This is a genomic window from Cryobacterium sp. SO1 (assembly GCF_004210215.2).
Lineage (GTDB): Bacteria > Actinomycetota > Actinomycetes > Actinomycetales > Microbacteriaceae > Cryobacterium.
The window spans coordinates 3,155,488-3,174,778 of sequence record NZ_CP067394.1 but is presented as its reverse complement, the minus strand read 5'-3'; the positions used below and the strand labels follow the sequence as shown (position 1 = coordinate 3,174,778).

Sequence of the window (19,291 nt, the reverse complement as noted above, 5' to 3'; positions counted from 1 at the left end):
CGAACTACAGGGTGAGGGCGCCGATGACCTCGCCGAACTCGGTCTCGCCGATGTCGATGAAGCCGATGCGATGGAAGAAAGCCTCGGGGCCCTCCTCGCCGTGCTCCCAGATCACGGTGATGCGCTCGAAGCCGCGGCGTCGGGCCTCTTCGGCGAGGGCCTCGGCGGCGAACTTGCCCACACCCAAGCCCTGCGCTTCGGCGTCGACGTTGATCCGCCAGATGCAGGCCTGGAACTCCTCCTGGGGGGAGTCGGGGTCGAAATTGCCGTGGATGAACCCGGCGACCTCGCCGTCGAGCAGCACGACACGCTGCCAGGCGGTGGCCGGGTTGATCACGGATGCGGCGACCGAGTACGAGACCGGCGCGATGAATTGCTCCTGACCGGGCTTGAGGCTCAGGTTATTGGCCGCGACGATGTTGCGCGCGGACAGGTCTTCAAGTCGGAGTTCAGGCATACCCCAAGGGTATCGTCCGGTCGCTGCGGCAGATAGTCGGGTTTGTGGGGGACCGGGCTGTGCGCCGGTACCGCCCGGCCAACTCTCTCGATGTCAAGACAGTTACCACCCTCGGCTAGGATTGTCCACGGCCACCACGCCCCGACTCACTGAGGAGAATCCATTGTCGAAGATCAAGGTTGCAGGTACTGTCGTCGAGCTTGACGGGGACGAGATGACCCGCATCATCTGGCAGGCCATCAAGGACTCCCTCATTCACCCGTACCTCGACATCGACCTCGAGTACTACGACCTCTCGATCCAGAAGCGTGACGAGACCGACGACCAGATCACGGTCGACGCGGCCCACGCCATCCAGAAGCACGGCGTCGGCGTCAAGTGCGCCACCATCACCCCCGACGAGGCCCGCGTCGAAGAGTTCGGCCTGAAGAAGATGTGGGCCTCGCCCAACGGCACCATCCGCAACATCCTCGGTGGCACCATCTTCCGTGAGCCGATCATCATCTCCAACATCCCGCGCCTGGTGCCGGGCTGGAACAAGCCGATCATCATCGGCCGCCACGCGTTCGGCGACCAGTACCGCGCCACCAACTTCCGCTTCGAGGGCGAAGGCACCCTCACCATGACCTTCACCCCGAAGGATGGCGGCCAGCCCCAGGAGTTCGAGGTCTTCCGGGCGCCCGGCAGTGGTGTGGCCATGGGCATGTACAACCTGGACAAGTCGATCATCGACTTCGCCCGCGCGTCGCTGAACTACGGCCTCGAGCGCAACTACCCGGTCTACCTGTCGACCAAGAACACCATCCTCAAGGCGTACGACGGCCGGTTCAAGGACATCTTCCAGGAGATCTTCGACACCGAATTCAAGGACCGCTTCGAGGCCGCCGGCCTCACCTACGAGCACCGCCTGATCGACGACATGGTCGCCTCCGCGATGAAGTGGGAGGGCGGTTACGTCTGGGCCTGCAAGAACTACGACGGCGACGTGCAGTCCGACACCGTGGCGCAGGGCTTCGGCTCGCTCGGCCTGATGACCAGCGTGCTCTCCACCCCCGACGGCAGCGTCGTCGAGGCCGAGGCCGCTCACGGCACCGTCACCCGGCACTACCGCCAGCACCAGCAGGGCAAGCCCACCTCGACCAACCCGATCGCGTCGATCTACGCCTGGACCCGGGGCCTGTCGCACCGCGCCAAGCTTGACAGCAACCCGGCACTGGCCGAGTTCGCGCACACCCTCGAGGATGTGGTCGTGAAGACCGTCGAGAGCGGCAAGATGACCAAGGACCTCGCGCTGCTGGTCGGCCCGGACCAGGGTTACCTCACCACCGAGGAGTTCCTGGCCGCGATCGCCGAGAACTTGCAGACCCGCCTGGCCTAACCCGGCACCCCGCGCCCAACTGGTGCCGGCGCGGACAATTGGGCCCGGTGCGCCGGGACCTTTTGTCCGCACCGGGCGCAGTTAGCCGCCGGGACGCCGCCGCCGGGACGCCGCCGCCGCGGGTCGGGTCGGGCCGGGCGGGGCGACAAGGGCAGGCTTTCCTTGCTGGTGCCCGAGCGCCTCTGAGGTCACAATGGAGCCATGTCCACGCTCCAGGGAGCATTCCGCCGGTATCCGGTTGTGGCGGCAACCATCGTGATCGGCCTGCTCGGCCTGCTGTTAGGGGCCGCGGGCCTGACCGTCGCCGTGCAGTGGCTGTTCTCCGGCTTGGGCCTGGTCGTGGTCGGCATCCAGGGCGCCGGCATGGTCAAACGGATGCGGCAGGGCTCGTTCGGTGTGGACCTCCTGGCGATCCTGGCCATCATCGCCACCATCCTGGTGGGCGAGTACGTGGCCACCCTGCTGATCGTGCTGATGCTCTCCGGCGGCGCCGCCCTCGAGGACTACGCGGCCGGCCGGGCCCAGCGGGAGCTGAACGCCCTGCTCGACCGGGTGCCGCAGATCGCGCACCTGCTCCGCGACGGTTCCTCCGACGTGGAGGACGTGCCGGCCACCCTGGTGCAGATCGGCGACGTGCTGCTGGTGAGGCCCGCCGAGATCGTGCCGGTGGACGCCGAGCTGGTCTCCGCATCCGCCGCGTTCGACGAGTCCTCGCTCACCGGGGAGAGCCTTCCCGTGGAGCGCCGCACCGGCGACCGGGTGCTCAGCGGCTCGATCAACGGGCAGGCCGCCGCCACCGTGCGGGCCACGGCGCTCGCCGCGGACAGTCAGTACCAGCAGATCGTGGCGCTGGTGGCCGAGGCCGCAGCGAGCAAAGCCCCGGTGGTGCGGCTCGCCGACCGCTACGCCGTGCCGTTCACGGCCGTGGCGTTGCTCATCGGCGGGATCGCCTGGATGGTCTCCGGCGACCCGGTGCGCTTCGCCGAGGTGCTCGTGGTCGCGACCCCCTGCCCGCTGCTGCTCGCGGCGCCGGTCGCGTTCATGGGCGGCATGAGCCGCGCGGCCCGCAACGGCATCATCGTCAAGGGCGGGGGAGTGCTCGAGAAGCTCGCCCGGGCCCGCACGGTGGTGTTCGACAAGACCGGCACCCTCACCTACGGGGCGCCCACCATCGCCCGGGTCGCCCCCGAGGCCCCGTTCAGCGCCGACGAGCTGCTCACCCTCGCGGCATCGGCCGAGCAATACTCGTCACACGTGCTCGCGGCATCCGTCATCGCGGCCGCCGAAAATCGCGACCTCACCCTGCTCCGCACCGACTCCGCCACCGAGGTGCCCGCACACGGCGTCACCGCCCGGTTCGGCGACCGAGAAGTGATCGTGGGCAAGCTGTCCTTCGTGGTCGAGCACGCCGCCGACGCCTACCCGGCCGACCTGGCCGGCGGGGAACTCGCAATCTACCTCGCCGTGAACGGCCGCTTCGCCGGCTGCATCGTCGCCAGCGACCAAGTGCGCGACAACGCCCGCGCCACCGTGCAGGCGCTCGACAAGCTCGGCGTGCACGAATCGGTCATGCTCACCGGCGACGCCCGCCCCACCGCCAACCACATCGCCCGGCAGGTGGGCATCACCCGGGTGCGCGCCGACTGCCTCCCGGCCGACAAGGTCGACGCGGTGCGCGCCATCCGCGAACGCCCGGTGATCATGGTCGGCGACGGCGTCAACGACGCCCCGGTGCTCGCCGTGGCCGACGTGGGCATCGCCATGGGGGCCAAGGGCTCCACGGCGGCCAGCGAATCGGCGGATGCGGTGATCCTGCTCGATGATCTGTCCCGCGCCGCCCGGGCAGTCGGCATCGGCCGGGACACCGTGCGCATCGCCCTGCAGAGCATCTGGCTGGGCATCGCGCTCAGCATCGGCCTGATGATCGTCGCCGCCTTCGGCCTGATCCCGGCCACGGTCGGTGCGCTGCTGCAGGAGCTGGTGGACCTCGCCACCATCCTCAACGCCCTGCGGGCCATCGGCGGGCGCCGCGACAGGCGCGCCCGCGGCGTGGCCGCCAGGGTGCCAACGGCGACGCAGCCGGTCGCAACCCGCTGAGCCCACCGCCGCTGTCCAACGTGTCGGGCGCAACCGCCGGGCGACGCATAACTCCTGCAGAACGAGAACCAGAGGCGGCCGTATCCCCGAATTCCCGCGGTGCGCCGGCGTTCCCGTCGAATTCCGCAGGAGTTATGCACCCGGCGGGGCCACAGGCCGACCGGGCAGGCTCGCTGAGCGCCTAATCTGGAGGGATGCGACTTCTTCGTTCCCCCTTCGGCCGCAGACCCGGCCGAACGGCGAACGAACCCCGCCTGAGCCGGGATGTCTATGTGCTCGGCGTCATCGCCTTCTTCGTCATGGTGGGCTTCGGGGTGGTCGTGCCGGTGCTGCCGGTGTACGTGAAGAGCTTCGGGGTGGGCAACCTGGAGATCGGCGCCGTGGTGTCGGCGTTCGCCCTCATGCGCTTCGTCGCCAGCCCGGTCTGCGGCAAGCTGATCGACTGGGCCGGCGAACGCACCATCCTGGCGGTCGGCATCGGCATCGTGGCGGTCTCCAGCGGCCTGGTCGGTATCGCGGGCAGCTACCCGCAACTGCTGTTGCTGCGCGGAGCCGGCGGTATCGGCTCGGCGATGTTCACCGTCGCGGCGATGACGCTGCTGCTGCGCACCACCGCTCCGGGCATCCGCGGCCGCGCGGTGGGCTTCTACCAGGGCGGCTTCCTCATCGGCGGCATGGCCGGGCCCGCGCTCGGCGGCCTGCTCGCCACCATCTCGCTGACCGCGCCGTTCTTCTTCTACGCCGGCACCCTGGCCGTGGCCGGCCTGATCGGGCTGGTGCTGCTGCAGCCGGCCACCCGCCCCGGCGTCGGCGCGACGGGAGCCGCCGCGCCGCTGCTGCCGCTGCGCACGGTTCTGCGCGACCCACGGTTCCGGGCCGCCTGCCTGGCCAATTTCTCGCAGGGCTGGTCGTCGTTCGGGGTGCGCGGCGCCCTGGTGCCGGTGCTCGTGGTGGAGGTGCTCAAGGGCCCGAGCGCCTGGACCGGCATCGCCTTCGCCATCGCCGCCGTAGCGCAGACGCTTGCCCTCGCTCCAGCGTCGAAGTTCGTCGACACCGTCGGCCGCAAACCTGCCATCATCGGGGCGTTCCTGGTGGCCGCCGTGACCATCACGGCGATCCCCTTCGCCCCGAACATCGTGATCCTCACCGTGCTGCTCAGCGTGTACGGCGTCGCCGCGGCGTTCATGGGCACCGCGCCGGCGGCATCCGTCGGTGACGCGGCCGGTACCGCGGGCGGGCGGCCGGTGGCGATCTTCTCGATGTTCTCCGATTTCGGCGCGATCGTCGGCCCGCTCGTGGCGGGTCTGCTCGCCGACACGGTGTCCTACCCGGCCGCGTTCCTGCTCGGCGGGTTGCTCTTTGTCGCCACCTCGCTGTACGCTCTGCGGATGCCCGCCGGCCTGCCCGCGCAGCCGGCCCCCGAGCCCCCCGAACCAGCGGTCATCGATCCCCTCGACCGGTAAGCTTCCGCACGCTCCGGTGCGCGGGGGAGGAGTGGTCCACGGCCCGTAGCGGTCGTACGGTGGGGGCATGGCGTATCTCGAGGTGCCCGTCCCGGCCGACCTGGCCCCCGATGTACAGCGGCTCTGGTACCTCGAGCAGCCGGCAGAACAGCGGTACGAGCGCATTTTCCCCCAGCCCGCGCTGCACCTGATCGTGAACCTGTCCGCGCCCTACCGGCTGGTCGACGTGCAGACCGGGGCGGTGCGGGTGCTGACGGCCGGGTTCCTCTCCGGCCTGCAACCGCGGTACCTGATCAGCCAGAGCCCGCCGGTCATCCGTCACCTCGCCGCCGAACTGGCCCCCTTCGCGGCCGCCCGGTTTCTCGACCTGCCCGCCGCCGAGCTGACCGGAACCGTGCGGGAGAGCCAGGGTCTGCTCGGCGACACCGACGCGCTGCGGCACGCCGCGTTGCACAGCACAGGGTCGGCCGAGGCGGTGGGCCTGCTGATCAAGCACCTGCGGGCGCAGACGCGCAGCCGTGCGGCGCCGCCGGCGGTGCTGCGGGCCTGGGCCGGCATCCAGGTGAACCCGGATGCGCCCATCCCGCAGATCGCGGCGGCCGCCGGCACCAGCCACCACCGGCTGATCGACGACTTCCGCACCTGGTGCGGGGTGACGCCCAAGAGCTACGCGGAGATCGTGCGATTCCGTCAGTTCATCGATGCCCTGCCGTTGCAGGGGCCGATGCCCAGCTGGGCCGAGTTGGTGGCCACCTCCGGATACTACGACCAGCCGCATTTCATCCGGGTGTTCCGCGCGTTCACGGGTCTCTCGCCCACCCGGTACCTCGACATCGTCGCCCGCTACGGGCCCGAGTACGCCGCATTCGTGCCGCTGGCGGAGCTGGACGGAGTTCGGGAATTTTCTACAAGACCCCGCGAGCGGTGAGGTCTAGCGTGGCAGTGTCCCGGACCGGCCGGGACCACCACTCGCGGGAGCGCTCATGGACGTCTCATTCAACTGGTTAGCCGTCGCGCTGGCCGCGATCTCGTCGTTCGTCATCGGCGGGCTCTGGTATTCGCTGCTGTTCGCCGGGCCCTGGCAGCGGGCCGCGGGTGTCACCGACGCCCAGCTGAAAACCGGCACCGCCCGGGTGTTCCTCGGGTCGCTGCTCCTGGCGATCGTGATGGCGATCAGCCTGGCCGCGTTCATCGGCTCGAACGGGCTGGCCTTCGGCGTGTTCGCCGGGTTCGCCACCGGCGCGACGTTCGTGGCCGCCGCCTTCGGCGTGAACTACCTCTTTGAACGAAGAAGCCTGGTGCTGTTCGCGATCAACGGGTCCTACAACGTGGTGTCGTTCACGGTGATGGGCGCCATCATCGGCGCACTCCAGTAGCGCTCAGGCGCCGAGTTCCTTGCGGCCGGAGAGGACGCCGCTGACGGTGGCGACGACAGCGAAGACGCCGGCCACGATCGGCTGGCCCAGGTCCCACCAGGCCAGGGCCGCGGCGCCGAACACGCAGATCTCCACGATCGCCTTGCCGAACGGGTCCAGCTTGAACACGGCCTTGGGTGAGCGGAACAGCGCCCAGATCAGGATCGCGAACGCCGGCGCCAGGATGCCCACCAGGATACCCGGCCACGGCAGCGGCCAGGCCAGGAACCCCCACAGCGCCAGGCTCACGAAGGCGAGCAGTTCGAGCACAAAACGCAGGATGTCGTTGGCGCCGATGGCTGGGGCGGAGTGGGTGTCGTTCACCCGGCAATCCTACCGACCGGGCTACTTGAAGATGATGGTGCGTGCCCCGTCGAGCAGCACCCGGTTCTCGGCGAACCACTTCACCGCCTGGGTGAGGGTGCGACTCTCCTCGTCCTGGCCGATCGCGACGAGCTCGGCGGGAGTGCGGGAGTGGTCGACGCGCACCACGTTCTGCTCGATGATCGGCCCTTCGTCCAGATCGCTCGTGACGAAGTGCGCCGTGGCGCCGATGAGTTTCACACCGCGCGCGTGCGCCTGCTTGTACGGGTTGGCGCCCTTGAATCCGGGCAGGAACGAGTGGTGGATGTTGATGGCGCGGCCCTCGAGGTACGCGCACAGTTCGGGGGAGAGGATTTGCATGTACCGGGCCAGCACCACCAGTTCGATGTCGTCCTCCTCCACGGCCTCGACCACGCGCGCCTCGAACGACGCCTTGCTGGCGGCATCCGTGATCGGCAGCGATTCGAACGGCACACCGTAGAACCCGACAAGGTCGCGCAGGGTGCCGTGGTTGCTGAGCACCAGGGGAACCTCGACGGCCAGCTGGCCGCCACGCTGACGGAAGAGCAGGTCGTTGACGCAGTGCCCCGCCGTCGACGCCAGCACCAGGGTGCGCAGCGGCCGGCCAACGACGTCGATGACGGATGTCATGGCGTACCGGTCGATGATCGGCGCCATCGCGGCCTGCAACTCGTCGCGGTTCGCCGGCGACTCCACCTGCAGCCGCATGAAGAACCGACCGGTGTCGGCGCTGGAGAACTGCTGGCTCTCGGTGATGTTGCCGCGGGCCTGAACAATCGCGCCGCTGACGGCGTGCACGATGCCGGGCTGGTCGGGGCAGACCAGGGTGACGACCAGGTGGTGATGGTGGGAGGGCGCCGGAAGACTGGGGTTCATCGAACCAGATTACCGGGCCGCGGGGGCCCGGATACCCGAGCGCCCCTCATTTGAGGACGCACTCGGCTAGGCTGGTCAGTGGTCGGTACGATTCTCACCGGCCCCGGGCGCGCACGTCGGCGCGCACCGCTTGACCAACCCCGCACAGCCAGCCGTGACAGCCGCTGGCGTCGGGCAAGCGGCATTCTGTCTGTGAGCCACAGCACCCATGTCATTCACCGCGCCCATCTCGCTGCCGTCCAACGCCGGGCACCGTCCCGACACCGTCGCCGCCGGGCCGTTCCCCTGGATCGGCCTGATCGCCCTCTCCGCCGCCGTCTTCCTCTCGGTCACCTCCGAAATGCTGCCCACCGGTCTGCTGCCCGAAATGAGCAGTTCGCTCGGGGTCAGCCAGTCCGATGTGGGCCTGCTGGTGTCCTGGTTCGCCTTCACGGTGGTGCTCACCAGCACGCCGCTGGCGTTGCTGACCAAACGGATGCCCCGGCACGGCCTGATCGTGATGGTGCTCGTGGTCTTCGCGCTGAGCAACATCCTCACCGCCGTCGCCCCCGACTACACCTTCGTGGTGGTCTCGCGGGTGATCGGAGGGCTGGCGCACGGCCTGTTCTGGGGCGTCGTCGGCGCCTACTCCGCGCACCTGGTGCCCAAGGACCAGATTGCCCGCGCGGTCTCGATCACCATCGCCGGCGGCACGCTGGCGTTCGTATTCGGGGTGCCGCTGGGCACCTTCCTCGGCCACCTGCTCGGCTGGCGGCTCTCCTTCGTGGTGCTGGCCGGGCTGATGCTGGTGGGCGCCGTGGTGATCTGGCGGTTCCTGCCCAAGGTCGAGCACTACACGGCCAAGCGCGCCGAAACCGTCACGACGGCCACCGGCACCATCACGCTGAAGAAGCTGCCCCGCGACCCCACCATCGGCCCGGTCGCGCTGGTGTGCGCGATCACCGCGCTCACCATGATCGGGCACTACACCTTCTACACCTACATCGCCCCGTTCCTCAGCGACACCCTCGGGGTGGGCAGCGACGCCGTCGCCCCGATGCTGTTCGCGTACGGCATCGCCGGTGCCATCGGCCTGTTCATCAGCGGGGTCGTGTTCGGCAAGCGTCCGCAGCTCGGCCTGGTGCTCGGCATGGCGGTCACCGTGGTCAGCGTGACCGTGCTGGCCCTGTTCACGCAGACCCTGCCCGTCGCGATCGGGGCGTTCCTGCTCTGGGGCCTGGCGTTCGGCACGCTCCCGCCGCTGCTGCAGACCCGGTTGCTGCACACCGCGTCGGTGCGCATCCGCGACACCGCCAGCGCCGTGTACACGACGGCGTTCAACATCGGCATCGGCCTTGGCGCTTTCGTGGGAGCGTTCCTACTGGCCCAGGTGGGCCTGGGCACGGTGCCGTTCGTCTACGTGGGCATCATCCTGGTGGCGCTGGTCGTGGTGCTGGCCAGCGACCTCGTCCGCCGCCGCCGCGCCTGACCTGCGCCGGCTGCCGCGCTAACTGTTACCGCAGAGGGACGGGGAACAGTTGGGCGGGGCCAGCCGAGCAGCCGAGCAGCGGGGCATCGGGACAGCGGGGCAGACAGACCGCCGGGCGGCTAGCGCTTGGCGGCGGGCAGCGGCGGCCGGGCGGCGGCGATCTCGAAGATGCGGCCACGGCAGGCGAACCAGCCGATCACTAACGCCGGGATGATCAGGCCCAGCGAGCTGATGGTGAGCGTGCCGACCGGCCAGTCGAAGGCCATCAGCACGAGCACCGTCGCGAGGAAGACCAGGGTGAGGTAGCCGGTGAACGGGGCGCCGGGCATCCGGAACGCCGGGCGGGTGAGGATGCCCGCCTTGGCCCAGGCCTGCAACCGCAGCTGGCAGAGCACGATCATGCCCCACGCGCTGATGATGCCGATCGCGGCCATGTTCAACACGATTTCGAATGCCTCATCGGGCACCAGCGCATTCAGCGCCACCCCGAGCAGGGTGACCACGCCGGTGAGCAGGATGCCGCCGAACGGCACCCCGTTGCGGCTCACCTTGTCGGCGAACCGGGGTGCCGACCCGGCGAGCGACATCGACCGAAGGATGCGCCCGGTGGAATACAGACCTGCGTTCAGCGACGAGAGCGCGGCGGTGAGCACGACGAGGTTCATGATCACGTCGACACCGTCGACGCCGATGGAGCCGAAGAAGGTGACGAACGGGCTCACCCCGGCCTCATATGCCGTGTACGGCAACAACAGGGACAGCAGCAGGACCGAGCCGACGTAGAAGACCGCGATGCGCACGATGACGGTGTTGATGGCCTTGGGCATCACCTTCTCCGGGTTCTCCGTCTCACCGGCGGCGGTGCCGATCAGCTCGATGGAGGCGTAGGCGAACACCACACCCTGCACCACGAGCACCGACGCGAGCAGGCCGTTCGGCAGCCAGCCGCCGTTCTCGGCGATCAGCGAGAAGCCCACGGTCGCGCCCTCCACCGGGGTGCCGAAGATGACCATCCAGGTGCCCACGATGAGGAACGCCACGATCGCGACAACCTTGATCAACGCGAACCAGAACTCCAGCTCACCGAACACCTTCACGGAGAGCAGGTTGAGCCCCAGCACCACGGCGAGGGCCAGAAGCGCGAACATCCACTGCGGTACGTCACCGAACGGGGCCCAGTACGTGCCGAAGAAGTTCATGTACAGCGCCACAGCGGTCACGTCCACGATCGCGGTCATCACCCAGTTCAGCCAGTACAGCCAGCCGGTCACAAACGCGGTCTTCTCGCCGAAGAACTCCCGCGCGTACGACACGAAGGAACCGGAGGTTGGCCGGTGCAGCACCAGCTCGCCGAGCGCCCGCAGGATCAGGAACGCGAAGAATCCGCAGATCGCGTAGACGAACACCAGGGCGGGACCGGCGATGGCGAGCCGGCCGCCCGCGCCAAGGAAGAGGCCGGTGCCGATGGCGCCGCCGATGGCGATCATCTGCACGTGCCTGGCCTTGAGGCCCTTGTGCAGGCCCGCATCCTCGTGCACGCTCAGGGCGTCGTCGATGTGCTCGAGTGGGGATTCGTCGTGATCGCGGTAGTGCGATGCTGCGTCGGGGGGAGTGGGCGAGTTCTCCGGCCGATCCGGCCCGGTGGTGCTGGTGGTCACGTGACGCATCCGTTCTGGGGGTTGCGGCAACACTAGTCGACGGCCAGCGCGCGTTCAGGGTCTAAAGGCCCGTTCCTGTAGACTCATTTCCGACACTCTGACCCAGAGACGACACTCTTCCGTAGAGAGCCGGGAGGCCCCGTGGCGACAATCCTCCTGGTTTTCCTGCTCGTTTCGGTGCTCACCCCCACGCTCACCCGATTGATCGGGTTGCGCGTTTTTTATGTCGTCGCCCTGCTGCCCGCGGCGGCCTTCGTCTACACGCTGACGCAGACCGGCGTGATCACCGCCGGCGGCGCCGTCACCCAGAGCCTGCCCTGGATCCCCCAGCTGGGGATCAGCCTGTCATTCCGGGTGGATGCGCTCGCCTGGCTGCTTGCCCTCGTCGTCACCGGCGTCGGCGCCCTGGTGCTCATCTACTGCGCCAGCTACTTCGACGAGGACGAACCCAGCCTCGGCCGGTTCGCGGCTCTGCTGCTCGCGTTCGCCGGCACCATGTACGGGCTGGTCACCGCTGACGACATCCTGGTGATGTTCATGTTCTGGGAGATCACCAGTGTGCTCTCCTATCTGCTGATCGGGCATTACACCACCAAAAGAGAGAGTCGCGGTGCCGCCCTGCAGGCGCTGTTGGTGACCACCTTCGGCGGCCTCGTGATGCTCATCGGCGTCGTGATGATCTCGGTCGATGCGGGCACCACCTCACTGGCCGGCATCATCGCGAACCCCTCCGACAGTCCCGTCGCGATCTGGGCAGTACTGCTGATCCTGGTCGGTGCGCTGTCGAAGTCCGCGCTGATCCCGTTCCACTTCTGGCTGCCCGCCGCGATGGCCGCCCCCACCCCGGTCAGCGCGTACCTGCACGCCGCGGCGATGGTGAAGGCCGGCATCTATCTCACCGCCCGGTTCGCGCCCGGCTACGCCGACTCGCCCGGCTGGTTGCCGGTGCTGGTCACCATCGGCGTCTGGACCATGCTCGTGGGGGCCTGGCGGTCGCTGCGGCAGCACGACCTCAAACTGATGCTCGCCTACGGCACCGTCAGCCAGCTCGGCTTCCTCATGGTTGTCGTCGGGTTCGGCACCCGCGACGCCGCACTCGCCGGGGCGGCGTTGCTGCTCGCGCACGCGCTCTACAAGGCCACCCTGTTCCTCGTCGTGGGCATCATCGACCACCGCGCCGGCACCCGTGACTGGCGCAAGCTCTCCGGGATCGGCCGCCGCGAACCCGCGCTCGCCGCCATCGCCCTGATCGCCGTCGCGTCGATGGCCGGACTGCCCCCGCTGCTCGGCTTCGTCGCCAAGGAATCGGTGTTCACCGCGTTCATCGAGGCCGGCCTGGCCGGTGACGGCTGGGGTTGGATTGCCCTGGCCGGCACCGCGCTCGGTTCGGTGCTCACCGTCGCGTACAGCGCCAAGTTCTTCTGGGGCGCCTTCGGCACCCGGCCGGCGATCAGCGATACGGCCCTGCACGCCAGCCGCTGGGACTTCAACCTGGCGCCCGGCATCCTCACCGTCGCCACCCTGCTGCTCGGCCCGTTCGTGATGCTGCTCGACCCGATGCTGGCCGCGTACGCGGACACCGTCCCCGGCGGCGGGGACTACCACCTCGCGCTCTGGCACGGCTTCGAACCGGCCTTGCTGCTCAGCACGATCGTGGTGCTGATGGGCCTGGGTATCTTCGCCCAGCGCAAGCGGGTGGCCCGCTGGCAGGCCGCCGTGCCCGCCTGGGTGGACGCCGGCCACGGCTACGGCCACACCGTGCGTTTCATCGACAAGATCGCCGCCCGCACCACCCACCTCGCTCAAAAGGGCGGCCTGCCGCAGTACCTGTCGACCATCCTCGTGGTCTTCGTTCTCGCCCTGGGCGCCGCCTCCTTCGTCAACCGCACCTGGCCGGACGCCGTGGTGCTCTGGGACTACCCGGCGCAGGTGATCATCGGCCTGGTCATGATCATCGCCACGATCATGGCGGCCAGGGTCGGCCAGCGGATGACCTCGGTGCTGCTGGCCGGCGTCACCGGGTACGGCCTGGTCGCCCTGTTCGCCTTCCACGGCGCCCCGGACCTGGCGCTCACCCAGGCGCTGGTCGAGTCGATCACCCTGGTGGTGGTGGTGCTCGTGCTGCGCCGGCTGCCCAGCCGCATCGCCGAGCACAACAGGCCGATGCACCGCCGGCGCCGCGCGATCATCGGTGTGCTGGTCGGCCTCACGATGGGAACCATCGCGATCATCTCGCTCGGCGCCCGCCAGTGGCCGGACCTGACCGCCGACCTCGCTCGCCTGGGCGTCGTCGAGGGCCACGGCCAGAACATCGTCAACGTGATGCTCGTCGACATCCGGGCCTGGGACACCATGGGCGAGGTGTCGGTGCTCGTCGTGGTGGCCACCGGCGTCGCCAGCCTGCTGTTCGTCTCCGGACGCACCGAGGAGATGCCGCGCCTGCGCGAATCGCGGAAGCGCCGCGCACCCGAGAACCGCCGCCGGGTCGTGGCCGACCCGCACGCCAGCTCCGCGGGTCACGCGGTGACCCGGCAGTCCTGGCTGCTCGGCGGTCGCACCCAGTCCCCGGAGAACCGGTCGATCATCATCGAAGTCCTGGTGCGTCTGCTGTTCCACCCGGCCATCGTCGTGTCGATCTACCTGCTCTTCGCCGGCCACGACCTGCCCGGCGGCGGCTTCGCCGGCGGACTCCTGGCCGGCCTGGCCCTGGTCGCCCGGTACCTGGCCGGCGGCCGTTACGAGCTCGGCGAGGCCGTGCCCATCGACCCGGGCAAGATCCTCGGCCTGGGCGTGCTGCTGGCCGTCGGCACTGCCGTCGGGTCGCTGTTCGTGTCGGGAACGCCGCTGGAATCGGCCTACTTCGAGGCCGACCTGCCCGTGCTCGGGCACCTCTCCTTCGGCACCTCGAGCATTTTCGACATCGGCGTGTACCTCGTGGTCATCGGCTTGAGCCTGGACATCCTCCGCAGCCTCGGCAGCGAGATCGACCGGCAGAGCGCACTCGACGAACCCGGCGACGACGACCCCGACCAGCCTGCGGTGCCGGCGATCGGCAACGCCTCCAGCGACGCCGGCGACGCCATCGGCTTCGACGCGTCATCGGAGTGGACCCCGGCCGAGGCGCCCGCGGCGGGCACCGGACCGGAGACATCCCCGATCACCCAGCCCGCCGACCACGCCGGCGACAGCTCGACCGCACCGGCAGGGGGACACCGATGAGCGCTTCCCTGACCCTGGTGATCGTGATGGCCGCGATGTACGCCGCCGGCATCTACATCATGCTCGAGCGCAGCCTGACCCGGGTGCTGATCGGGTTCCTGTTGGTGGGCAACGCCACGAACCTGCTGATCTTCATCATGAGCGGCCGGCCGGGCAGCTCGCCGATCGTCACCGGCACCCCCCTGGACGACAGCATGGTGGACCCGCTGCCCCAGGTGCTGATGCTCACCGCGATCGTGATCAACTTCGGCATCACCGCGCTGCTGCTGGCCCTGATCTACCGGTCCTGGTGGCTGGCGCAGCTCGGCGACGAGGGCGACACCCTCACCGACGAGCACGCCGCGGACACCACGGGGGACTCCGAGATGACCTTCCGCTCCTCCACCGACGACGAGGCCGCCGTGCAGGCGTCCCTGGACGCCAGCGAGGACGGCAGCGACGACGACAGCTCCAGCGTCGAGGCAACCGACCGATCCGACGAGCGCGTCCCCGCGCCAGACGGCGACGCCCGATCCGACCGCCAGGGCGGCACCCGATGAACGTACTCGTGCCCCTCGTTGTCGCCATCCCACTGCTCGGAGCGGCCCTCGCCATCGCGCTCGGCCGTCGGTCGCGTTACCAGGTCGCGGTGAGCGTGCTCACCCTGGTTTCGGTCGTTGTGATCAGCTCGATCCTGCTCGTGCTCGTGGACCAGAACGGCCCGGCCGTGGTGAACGTGGGCGGCTGGCAGCCGCCGTTCGGCATCGTGCTGGTCGTCGACAGGTTGTCGGCGATCATGCTGCTGGTCTCGGCGCTGATGCTGTTGGGCGTGCTGCTCTTCGCGGTGGGCCAGGGCATCGTCGACAGTAACCGGGAGACCCCGGTGTCGATCTTCCACCCCACCTATCTGGTGCTGTCCGCCGGGCTGTTCAACGCGTTCATCGCGGGTGACCTGTTCAACATGTACGTGGGGTTCGAGATGCTGCTCTCGGCCAGCTACGTGCTGCTGACGCTCGGCGGAACAGGCGCACGCATCCGGGCCGGCGTCACCTATATCGTCGTCAGCTTGATCTCGTCGATCCTGTTCCTCTCGGCCATCGCGCTCATCTACGGCGCCACCGGAACCGTGACCCTGGCGCTGCTGGCCGAACGGATCCCGCAGCTGCCCGGTGACGTGCAACTGATCCTCGGGCTGATGCTGCTCATCGCCTTCAGCGTCAAAGCAGCCGTGTTCCCGCTGTCGTTCTGGCTGCCCGACTCGTACCCGACCGCGCCGGCCCCGGTCACCGCGGTCTTCGCCGGCCTGCTCACCAAGGTGGGCGTCTACGCGATCCTGCGCACGCAAACCTTGCTCTTCCCCGACAACCCCCTGCAGGTTCCGCTGATGATCGTGGCCCTGCTCACCATGGTGATCGGGATCTTCGGCGCGCTCGCCCAAGCCGATATCAAACGCCTCCTCTCGTTCACCCTGGTCAGCCACATCGGGTACATGATCTTCGGTATCGCCCTGGGCACCAAAACCGCGATCGCGGCGACCATCTTCTATGTGGTGCACCACATCATGATCCAGACCACGCTGTTCCTCTGCGCCGGGCTGATCGAACGCATCGGCGGTACCACCTCGCTGGCCCGGTTGGGCGGGATGCTCAAGGCCGCGCCACTGGTCGCCATCCTGTTCTTCATCGGGGCTCTCAACCTCGGCGGCATCCCGCCGTTCTCCGGCTTCCTCGGCAAGGTCGCCCTGTTCGACGCCGGCGTACAGGTTGGAAGCCCCCTGAGCTACCTGCTGCTCGCCGGGGGAGCTGCCACGTCGCTGCTCACCCTCTACGCCCTGGCCCGGGCCTGGAACATGGCTTTCTGGCGGCCGCGGCGCGACGTGGAGAACTATGACTCCGCGGTGCTCGACGCGCTGCAAGACGACCCGCACGATGAGGGAACGGTCAAGACCAAGACCACCTCGCCGCTGATGACCGCCGCCACCGCCAGCATGCTCACCCTCACCGTGAGTCTCACCGTGTTCGCCGGCCCGGTCTTCGACCTCGCCGCCCGCGCCGCGGCGGACATCGTCGAGCCGGCCAGCTACATCGACGCCGTGTTCCCCGGAGGTGCTCCGTGAGAACGGTGAAGCAACGCCTCCGCGGCATGGTCAGCCAGCTGCCGTTGTTCCTCGGCCTGGTGCTGCTCTGGGCGTTGCTCTGGGGCAAGTTCTCCTGGCTGAACCTGGTGACCGGCGCGGCCTTCGCCGCCGTGGTCTCGGTGGTGTTCTACCTGCCTGCGGTGCAACTCAGCGGACGGATCAACCTGTGGCGCACCGCCTGGCTGTTCGGCAAGTTGCTCTTCGACATCGTGCGCGCGTCCATCGACGTGTCCTGGCTCGCCCTGGGTCCGCGATACACCCCGAGCAACGCCATCGTCGCGGTGCACCTGCGCACCCGCAGCGACCTCATCCTCACCTGGACCGCCGTGGCCACCTCGATCGTGCCCGGCTCGATCGTGGTCGACATCGAACGGGTGGGCTCCACGCTTTACCTGCACGTGATCAACATGCACGACGCCGTCGAGATCGACGCGTTCCGGGCGCGGGTGCTCGCCACCGAGCGGCGCATCGTGATGGCATTCGGCTCGGCCGAAGACGTGGAGCGGGTCTGCCGGGTGCGCGCGGAAGAGAACCGGGTCGCGGACGCCCCGGGATCACCCGGCCCGCACAACCGCCCCGACCTGGCCCACCCCGCCGATTCCCAGGACTCTGATCGCCGCAAACCCGACCCGCAGAACGGAGCACAGGCATGACCCCCATGGACATCGTCGCCGTCATCGCCGGACTCATGTTCGGCGCCGGCGCGCTGGCGGCCATCTACCGCATCATCCGCGGACCGAGCGTGCTGGACCGGGTGATCGCCTCCGACGTGCTCGTGGCCACCATCATCTGCGCCCTCGGCGCCGAGATGGCGTTCAACCGGCACACCGACAACCTGCCGGTGCTGCTCGTCCTGGCGCTGTTCGCGGTGCTCGGCTCACTCAGCGTGGCCCGGTTCCTGCCCGGACGGGACCGCGCATGAGCGCCGTCTGGAGTGACGTGGTCACGGCGGTGCTGGTGTTGCTCGCCGCGCTGATGTGCCTCGCGGCCGGCGTCGGCCTGCTCCGGTTCCCCGATGTGCTCACCCGGCTGCATTCGGCGACGAAGCCGCAGATCCTCGGCCTGATGGCCGTCACCCTGGACATCGCAGTGACCAACTTCACCGTCGGCACCGTCACGCTCGTTGTGGCGATCGTGGTGTTCCAGGCGCTCACCGCGCCGATGGCGGCGCACCTGGTGGCACGCTCGGCCTACCAGACCGACCGCCTGCGCCCCGATCTGCTGGTTCTCGACGAGCTGCGGGATGCACGCGGCTGATAGTATGGCCGGGTCGCGACTGGCGTAGCACGAAAGATGGGTCACCATCGGGGAGCGACTAGACACGGTTAGTGACCGCACGCCTGGGCCACGACACATCCATCGATAGTCTCAAGGAGTTCTCCCGTGTCCGACACTGTGCTTACCAGTAACGTACCCTCCACCTTCAACGAGCCCCTCGAGGTCGTGGACCCCGAGATCGCCGCGATCCTCGAACTCGAGCTCGGTCGCCAGCGCGACTACCTCGAAATGATCGCCAGCGAGAACTTCGTGCCCCGCGCCATCCTGCAGTCGCAGGGCTCGGTGCTCACCAACAAGTACGCCGAGGGCTACCCGGGCCGCCGCTACTACGGCGGCTGCGAGTACGTCGACGTGGCCGAGCAGCTCGCCATCGACCGCGCCAAGAGCCTCTTCGGCGCCGAGTACGCGAACGTGCAGCCGCACTCCGGCGCCACCGCCAACGCCGCGGTGCTCTCGGCGATCGCCACCCCCGGCGACACCATCCTGGGCCTGGAGCTGGCGCACGGCGGCCACCTCACCCACGGTATGAAGCTCAACTTCTCCGGCAAGCTCTACAACCCGGTCGCCTACGGCGTCGACCCGGAGACCTTCCGCGTGGACATGAACGTGGTGCGCGATGCGGCCCTCGAGCACAAGCCGCAGGTCATCATCGCCGGCTGGTCGGCCTACCCCCGCCAGCTCGACTTCGCAGCGTTCCGCGCCATCGCCGACGAGGTGGGCGCCAAGCTCTGGGTCGACATGGCGCACTTCGCCGGCCTCGTCGCCGCCGGGCTGCACCCGTCGCCGGTGCCCTACGCCGACGTCGTCTCCAGCACCGTGCACAAGACCCTCGCCGGCCCGCGCTCGGGCTTCATCCTCTCCCGCGACACCGCGCTGGCGAAGAAGCTCAACTCCAACGTCTTCCCGGGCCAGCAGGGCGGCCCGCTCATGCACGTGATCGCCGCCAAGGCCACAGCGTTCAAGCTCGCGGCGAGCCCTGAGTTCAAGGAACGCCAGGAGCGCACCCTCCGCGGCGCCCGGATCCTCGCGGACCGGCTCACCGCCGACGACTCGCGTGCCGCGGGCATCGACGTACTCACCGGCGGCACCGACGTGCACCTGGTGCTCGCGGACCTCCGCAACTCCGAGATCAACGGCCAGCAGGCCGAAGACGCGCTGCACGAGGTGGGCATCACCGTCAACCGCAACTCGGTGCCGTTCGACCCGCGCCCGCCGATGGTCACCTCGGGCCTTCGCATCGGCACCCCCGCCCTGGCCACCCGTGGTTTCGGCGATGCCGAGTTCACCGTGGTGTCCGACGTCATCGCGGAGGCGCTCAAGCCCGGCGCCGACGTCCAGGGCCTCCGCGCCCGGGTGAAAGGCCTCACCGACGCGTTCCCGCTCTACCCCGGCCTCTCCCAGTAGGCCCGGCGGGTGGTGACGGATGCGTAGCCCTCGCGTGAGCGCATCCGTCACCAGCTGCCCCCGGCATCGTGTTGGCGGCCCGTCGGGGCCGGTGGGCGTTGCCAGATTGGCGTGCAG

At 69.0% G+C, this 19,291-nt stretch carries 17 protein-coding genes and 1 riboswitch; of the genes, 13 read left to right on the top strand and 4 right to left on the bottom strand.

All coding sequences use genetic code 11. From position 1 onward, the window contains the following. Window positions 1–4: 4 nt before the first annotated feature. A complete protein-coding gene (locus tag BJQ95_RS15075) occupies window positions 5–457 on the bottom strand; it encodes a GNAT family N-acetyltransferase (RefSeq protein WP_130177771.1) in 453 nt (150 codons plus the stop codon). 163 nt (window positions 458–620) lie between these two features. Between BJQ95_RS15075 and BJQ95_RS15070 the strand changes: the two genes are divergently transcribed. The 5 genes from BJQ95_RS15070 to BJQ95_RS15050 all read left to right on the top strand — a co-directional run bounded on the left by BJQ95_RS15070 (window position 621) and on the right by BJQ95_RS15050 (window position 6,771). Further along, window positions 621–1,835: an NADP-dependent isocitrate dehydrogenase gene (locus BJQ95_RS15070; protein ID WP_130177770.1), complete on the top strand. Its 1,215-nt coding sequence runs from the start codon at window positions 621–623 to the stop codon at window positions 1,833–1,835. 201 nt (window positions 1,836–2,036) lie between these two features. Further along, window positions 2,037–3,932, top strand: coding sequence for a heavy metal translocating P-type ATPase (locus BJQ95_RS15065; protein WP_130177769.1), 1,896 nt, complete (start codon window positions 2,037–2,039; stop codon window positions 3,930–3,932). A 194-nt stretch (window positions 3,933–4,126) separates the two neighbouring features. Beyond that, on the top strand, window positions 4,127–5,395 hold the full coding sequence (locus BJQ95_RS15060; protein ID WP_130177768.1) for an MFS transporter: 1,269 nt from the start codon (window positions 4,127–4,129) through the stop codon (window positions 5,393–5,395). A gap of 67 nt (window positions 5,396–5,462) precedes the next feature. Next, window positions 5,463–6,323 (top strand): helix-turn-helix domain-containing protein, encoded by an 861-nt coding sequence (locus BJQ95_RS15055; protein ID WP_130177767.1) that lies wholly within the window; start codon window positions 5,463–5,465, stop codon window positions 6,321–6,323. A 55-nt stretch (window positions 6,324–6,378) separates the two neighbouring features. Next, complete coding sequence (locus BJQ95_RS15050) at window positions 6,379–6,771, top strand: DUF1761 domain-containing protein (protein WP_130177766.1); 393 nt, start codon at window positions 6,379–6,381, stop codon at window positions 6,769–6,771. Between the two features lie 3 nt (window positions 6,772–6,774). On the opposite strand, the gene BJQ95_RS15045 is transcribed toward BJQ95_RS15050, so the two are convergent. After that, window positions 6,775–7,134, bottom strand: coding sequence for a YrdB family protein (locus BJQ95_RS15045; RefSeq protein WP_130177765.1), 360 nt, complete (start codon window positions 7,132–7,134; stop codon window positions 6,775–6,777). A gap of 21 nt (window positions 7,135–7,155) precedes the next feature. After that, window positions 7,156–8,031: a formyltetrahydrofolate deformylase gene (gene purU / locus BJQ95_RS15040; RefSeq protein WP_130177764.1), complete on the bottom strand. Its 876-nt coding sequence runs from the start codon at window positions 8,029–8,031 to the stop codon at window positions 7,156–7,158. Window positions 8,032–8,239: 208 nt separating this feature from the next. Here purU and BJQ95_RS15035 point away from each other — a divergent pair, with 208 nt between their 5' ends. Beyond that, entirely contained in the window at window positions 8,240–9,499 is a 1,260-nt protein-coding gene (locus BJQ95_RS15035; RefSeq protein ID WP_130177763.1) for an MFS transporter, read from the top strand. A 119-nt stretch (window positions 9,500–9,618) separates the two neighbouring features. On the opposite strand, the gene BJQ95_RS15030 is transcribed toward BJQ95_RS15035, so the two are convergent. Beyond that, a complete protein-coding gene (locus BJQ95_RS15030; RefSeq protein ID WP_370688394.1) occupies window positions 9,619–11,037 on the bottom strand; it encodes an amino acid permease in 1,419 nt (472 codons plus the stop codon). A 261-nt stretch (window positions 11,038–11,298) separates the two neighbouring features. On the opposite strand from BJQ95_RS15030, the gene BJQ95_RS15025 reads away from it, so the two are divergent. From BJQ95_RS15025 to glyA, 7 genes are all read left to right on the top strand, one after another. Further along, entirely contained in the window at window positions 11,299–14,376 is a 3,078-nt protein-coding gene (locus tag BJQ95_RS15025; RefSeq protein ID WP_130177761.1) for a Na+/H+ antiporter subunit A, read from the top strand. Then, window positions 14,373–14,915, top strand: coding sequence for a sodium:proton antiporter (locus tag BJQ95_RS15020; RefSeq protein ID WP_130177760.1), 543 nt, complete (start codon window positions 14,373–14,375; stop codon window positions 14,913–14,915). Before BJQ95_RS15025 ends, BJQ95_RS15020 begins: the two co-directional genes overlap by 4 nt. Then, window positions 14,912–16,471 (top strand): Na+/H+ antiporter subunit D, encoded by a 1,560-nt coding sequence (locus BJQ95_RS15015; RefSeq protein ID WP_130177759.1) that lies wholly within the window; start codon window positions 14,912–14,914, stop codon window positions 16,469–16,471. The genes BJQ95_RS15020 and BJQ95_RS15015 overlap by 4 nt, the downstream gene beginning before the upstream one ends. Further along, window positions 16,468–17,145, top strand: a complete 678-nt coding sequence (locus BJQ95_RS15010; RefSeq protein WP_130177758.1) for a Na+/H+ antiporter subunit E — start codon at window positions 16,468–16,470, stop codon at window positions 17,143–17,145. The genes BJQ95_RS15015 and BJQ95_RS15010 overlap by 4 nt, the downstream gene beginning before the upstream one ends. Then, window positions 17,142–17,414 (top strand): monovalent cation/H+ antiporter complex subunit F, encoded by a 273-nt coding sequence (locus BJQ95_RS15005; RefSeq protein ID WP_130177757.1) that lies wholly within the window; start codon window positions 17,142–17,144, stop codon window positions 17,412–17,414. Before BJQ95_RS15010 ends, BJQ95_RS15005 begins: the two co-directional genes overlap by 4 nt. Beyond that, a complete protein-coding gene (gene mnhG / locus BJQ95_RS15000) occupies window positions 17,411–17,749 on the top strand; it encodes a monovalent cation/H(+) antiporter subunit G (protein ID WP_130177756.1) in 339 nt (112 codons plus the stop codon). The genes BJQ95_RS15005 and mnhG overlap by 4 nt, the downstream gene beginning before the upstream one ends. 5 nt (window positions 17,750–17,754) lie before the next feature. Continuing rightward, window positions 17,755–17,845: riboswitch (ZMP/ZTP riboswitch) on the top strand. Between the two features lie 30 nt (window positions 17,846–17,875). Beyond that, window positions 17,876–19,174: a serine hydroxymethyltransferase gene (glyA, locus tag BJQ95_RS14995; protein ID WP_130177755.1), complete on the top strand. Its 1,299-nt coding sequence runs from the start codon at window positions 17,876–17,878 to the stop codon at window positions 19,172–19,174. The last annotated feature ends 117 nt before the right edge of the window (window positions 19,175–19,291 follow it).

Bases quoted from the DNA above. Each gene is read 5' to 3' on its own strand.
- purU (WP_130177764.1), bottom strand. From the start codon at position 8,031: ATGAACCCCAGTCTTCCGGCGCCCTCCCACCATCACCACCTGGTCGTC.
- mnhG (WP_130177756.1), top strand. From the start codon at position 17,411: ATGAGCGCCGTCTGGAGTGACGTGGTCACGGCGGTGCTGGTGTTGCTC.
- BJQ95_RS15055 (WP_130177767.1), top strand. From the start codon at position 5,463: ATGGCGTATCTCGAGGTGCCCGTCCCGGCCGACCTGGCCCCCGATGTA.
- BJQ95_RS15065 (WP_130177769.1), top strand. From the start codon at position 2,037: ATGTCCACGCTCCAGGGAGCATTCCGCCGGTATCCGGTTGTGGCGGCA.
- BJQ95_RS15050 (WP_130177766.1), top strand. From the start codon at position 6,379: ATGGACGTCTCATTCAACTGGTTAGCCGTCGCGCTGGCCGCGATCTCG.
- BJQ95_RS15015 (WP_130177759.1), top strand. From the start codon at position 14,912: ATGAACGTACTCGTGCCCCTCGTTGTCGCCATCCCACTGCTCGGAGCG.
- BJQ95_RS15005 (WP_130177757.1), top strand. From the start codon at position 17,142: ATGACCCCCATGGACATCGTCGCCGTCATCGCCGGACTCATGTTCGGC.
- BJQ95_RS15035 (WP_130177763.1), top strand. From the start codon at position 8,240: ATGTCATTCACCGCGCCCATCTCGCTGCCGTCCAACGCCGGGCACCGT.
- BJQ95_RS15060 (WP_130177768.1), top strand. From the start codon at position 4,127: ATGCGACTTCTTCGTTCCCCCTTCGGCCGCAGACCCGGCCGAACGGCG.
- BJQ95_RS15020 (WP_130177760.1), top strand. From the start codon at position 14,373: ATGAGCGCTTCCCTGACCCTGGTGATCGTGATGGCCGCGATGTACGCC.
- BJQ95_RS15075 (WP_130177771.1), bottom strand. From the start codon at position 457: ATGCCTGAACTCCGACTTGAAGACCTGTCCGCGCGCAACATCGTCGCG.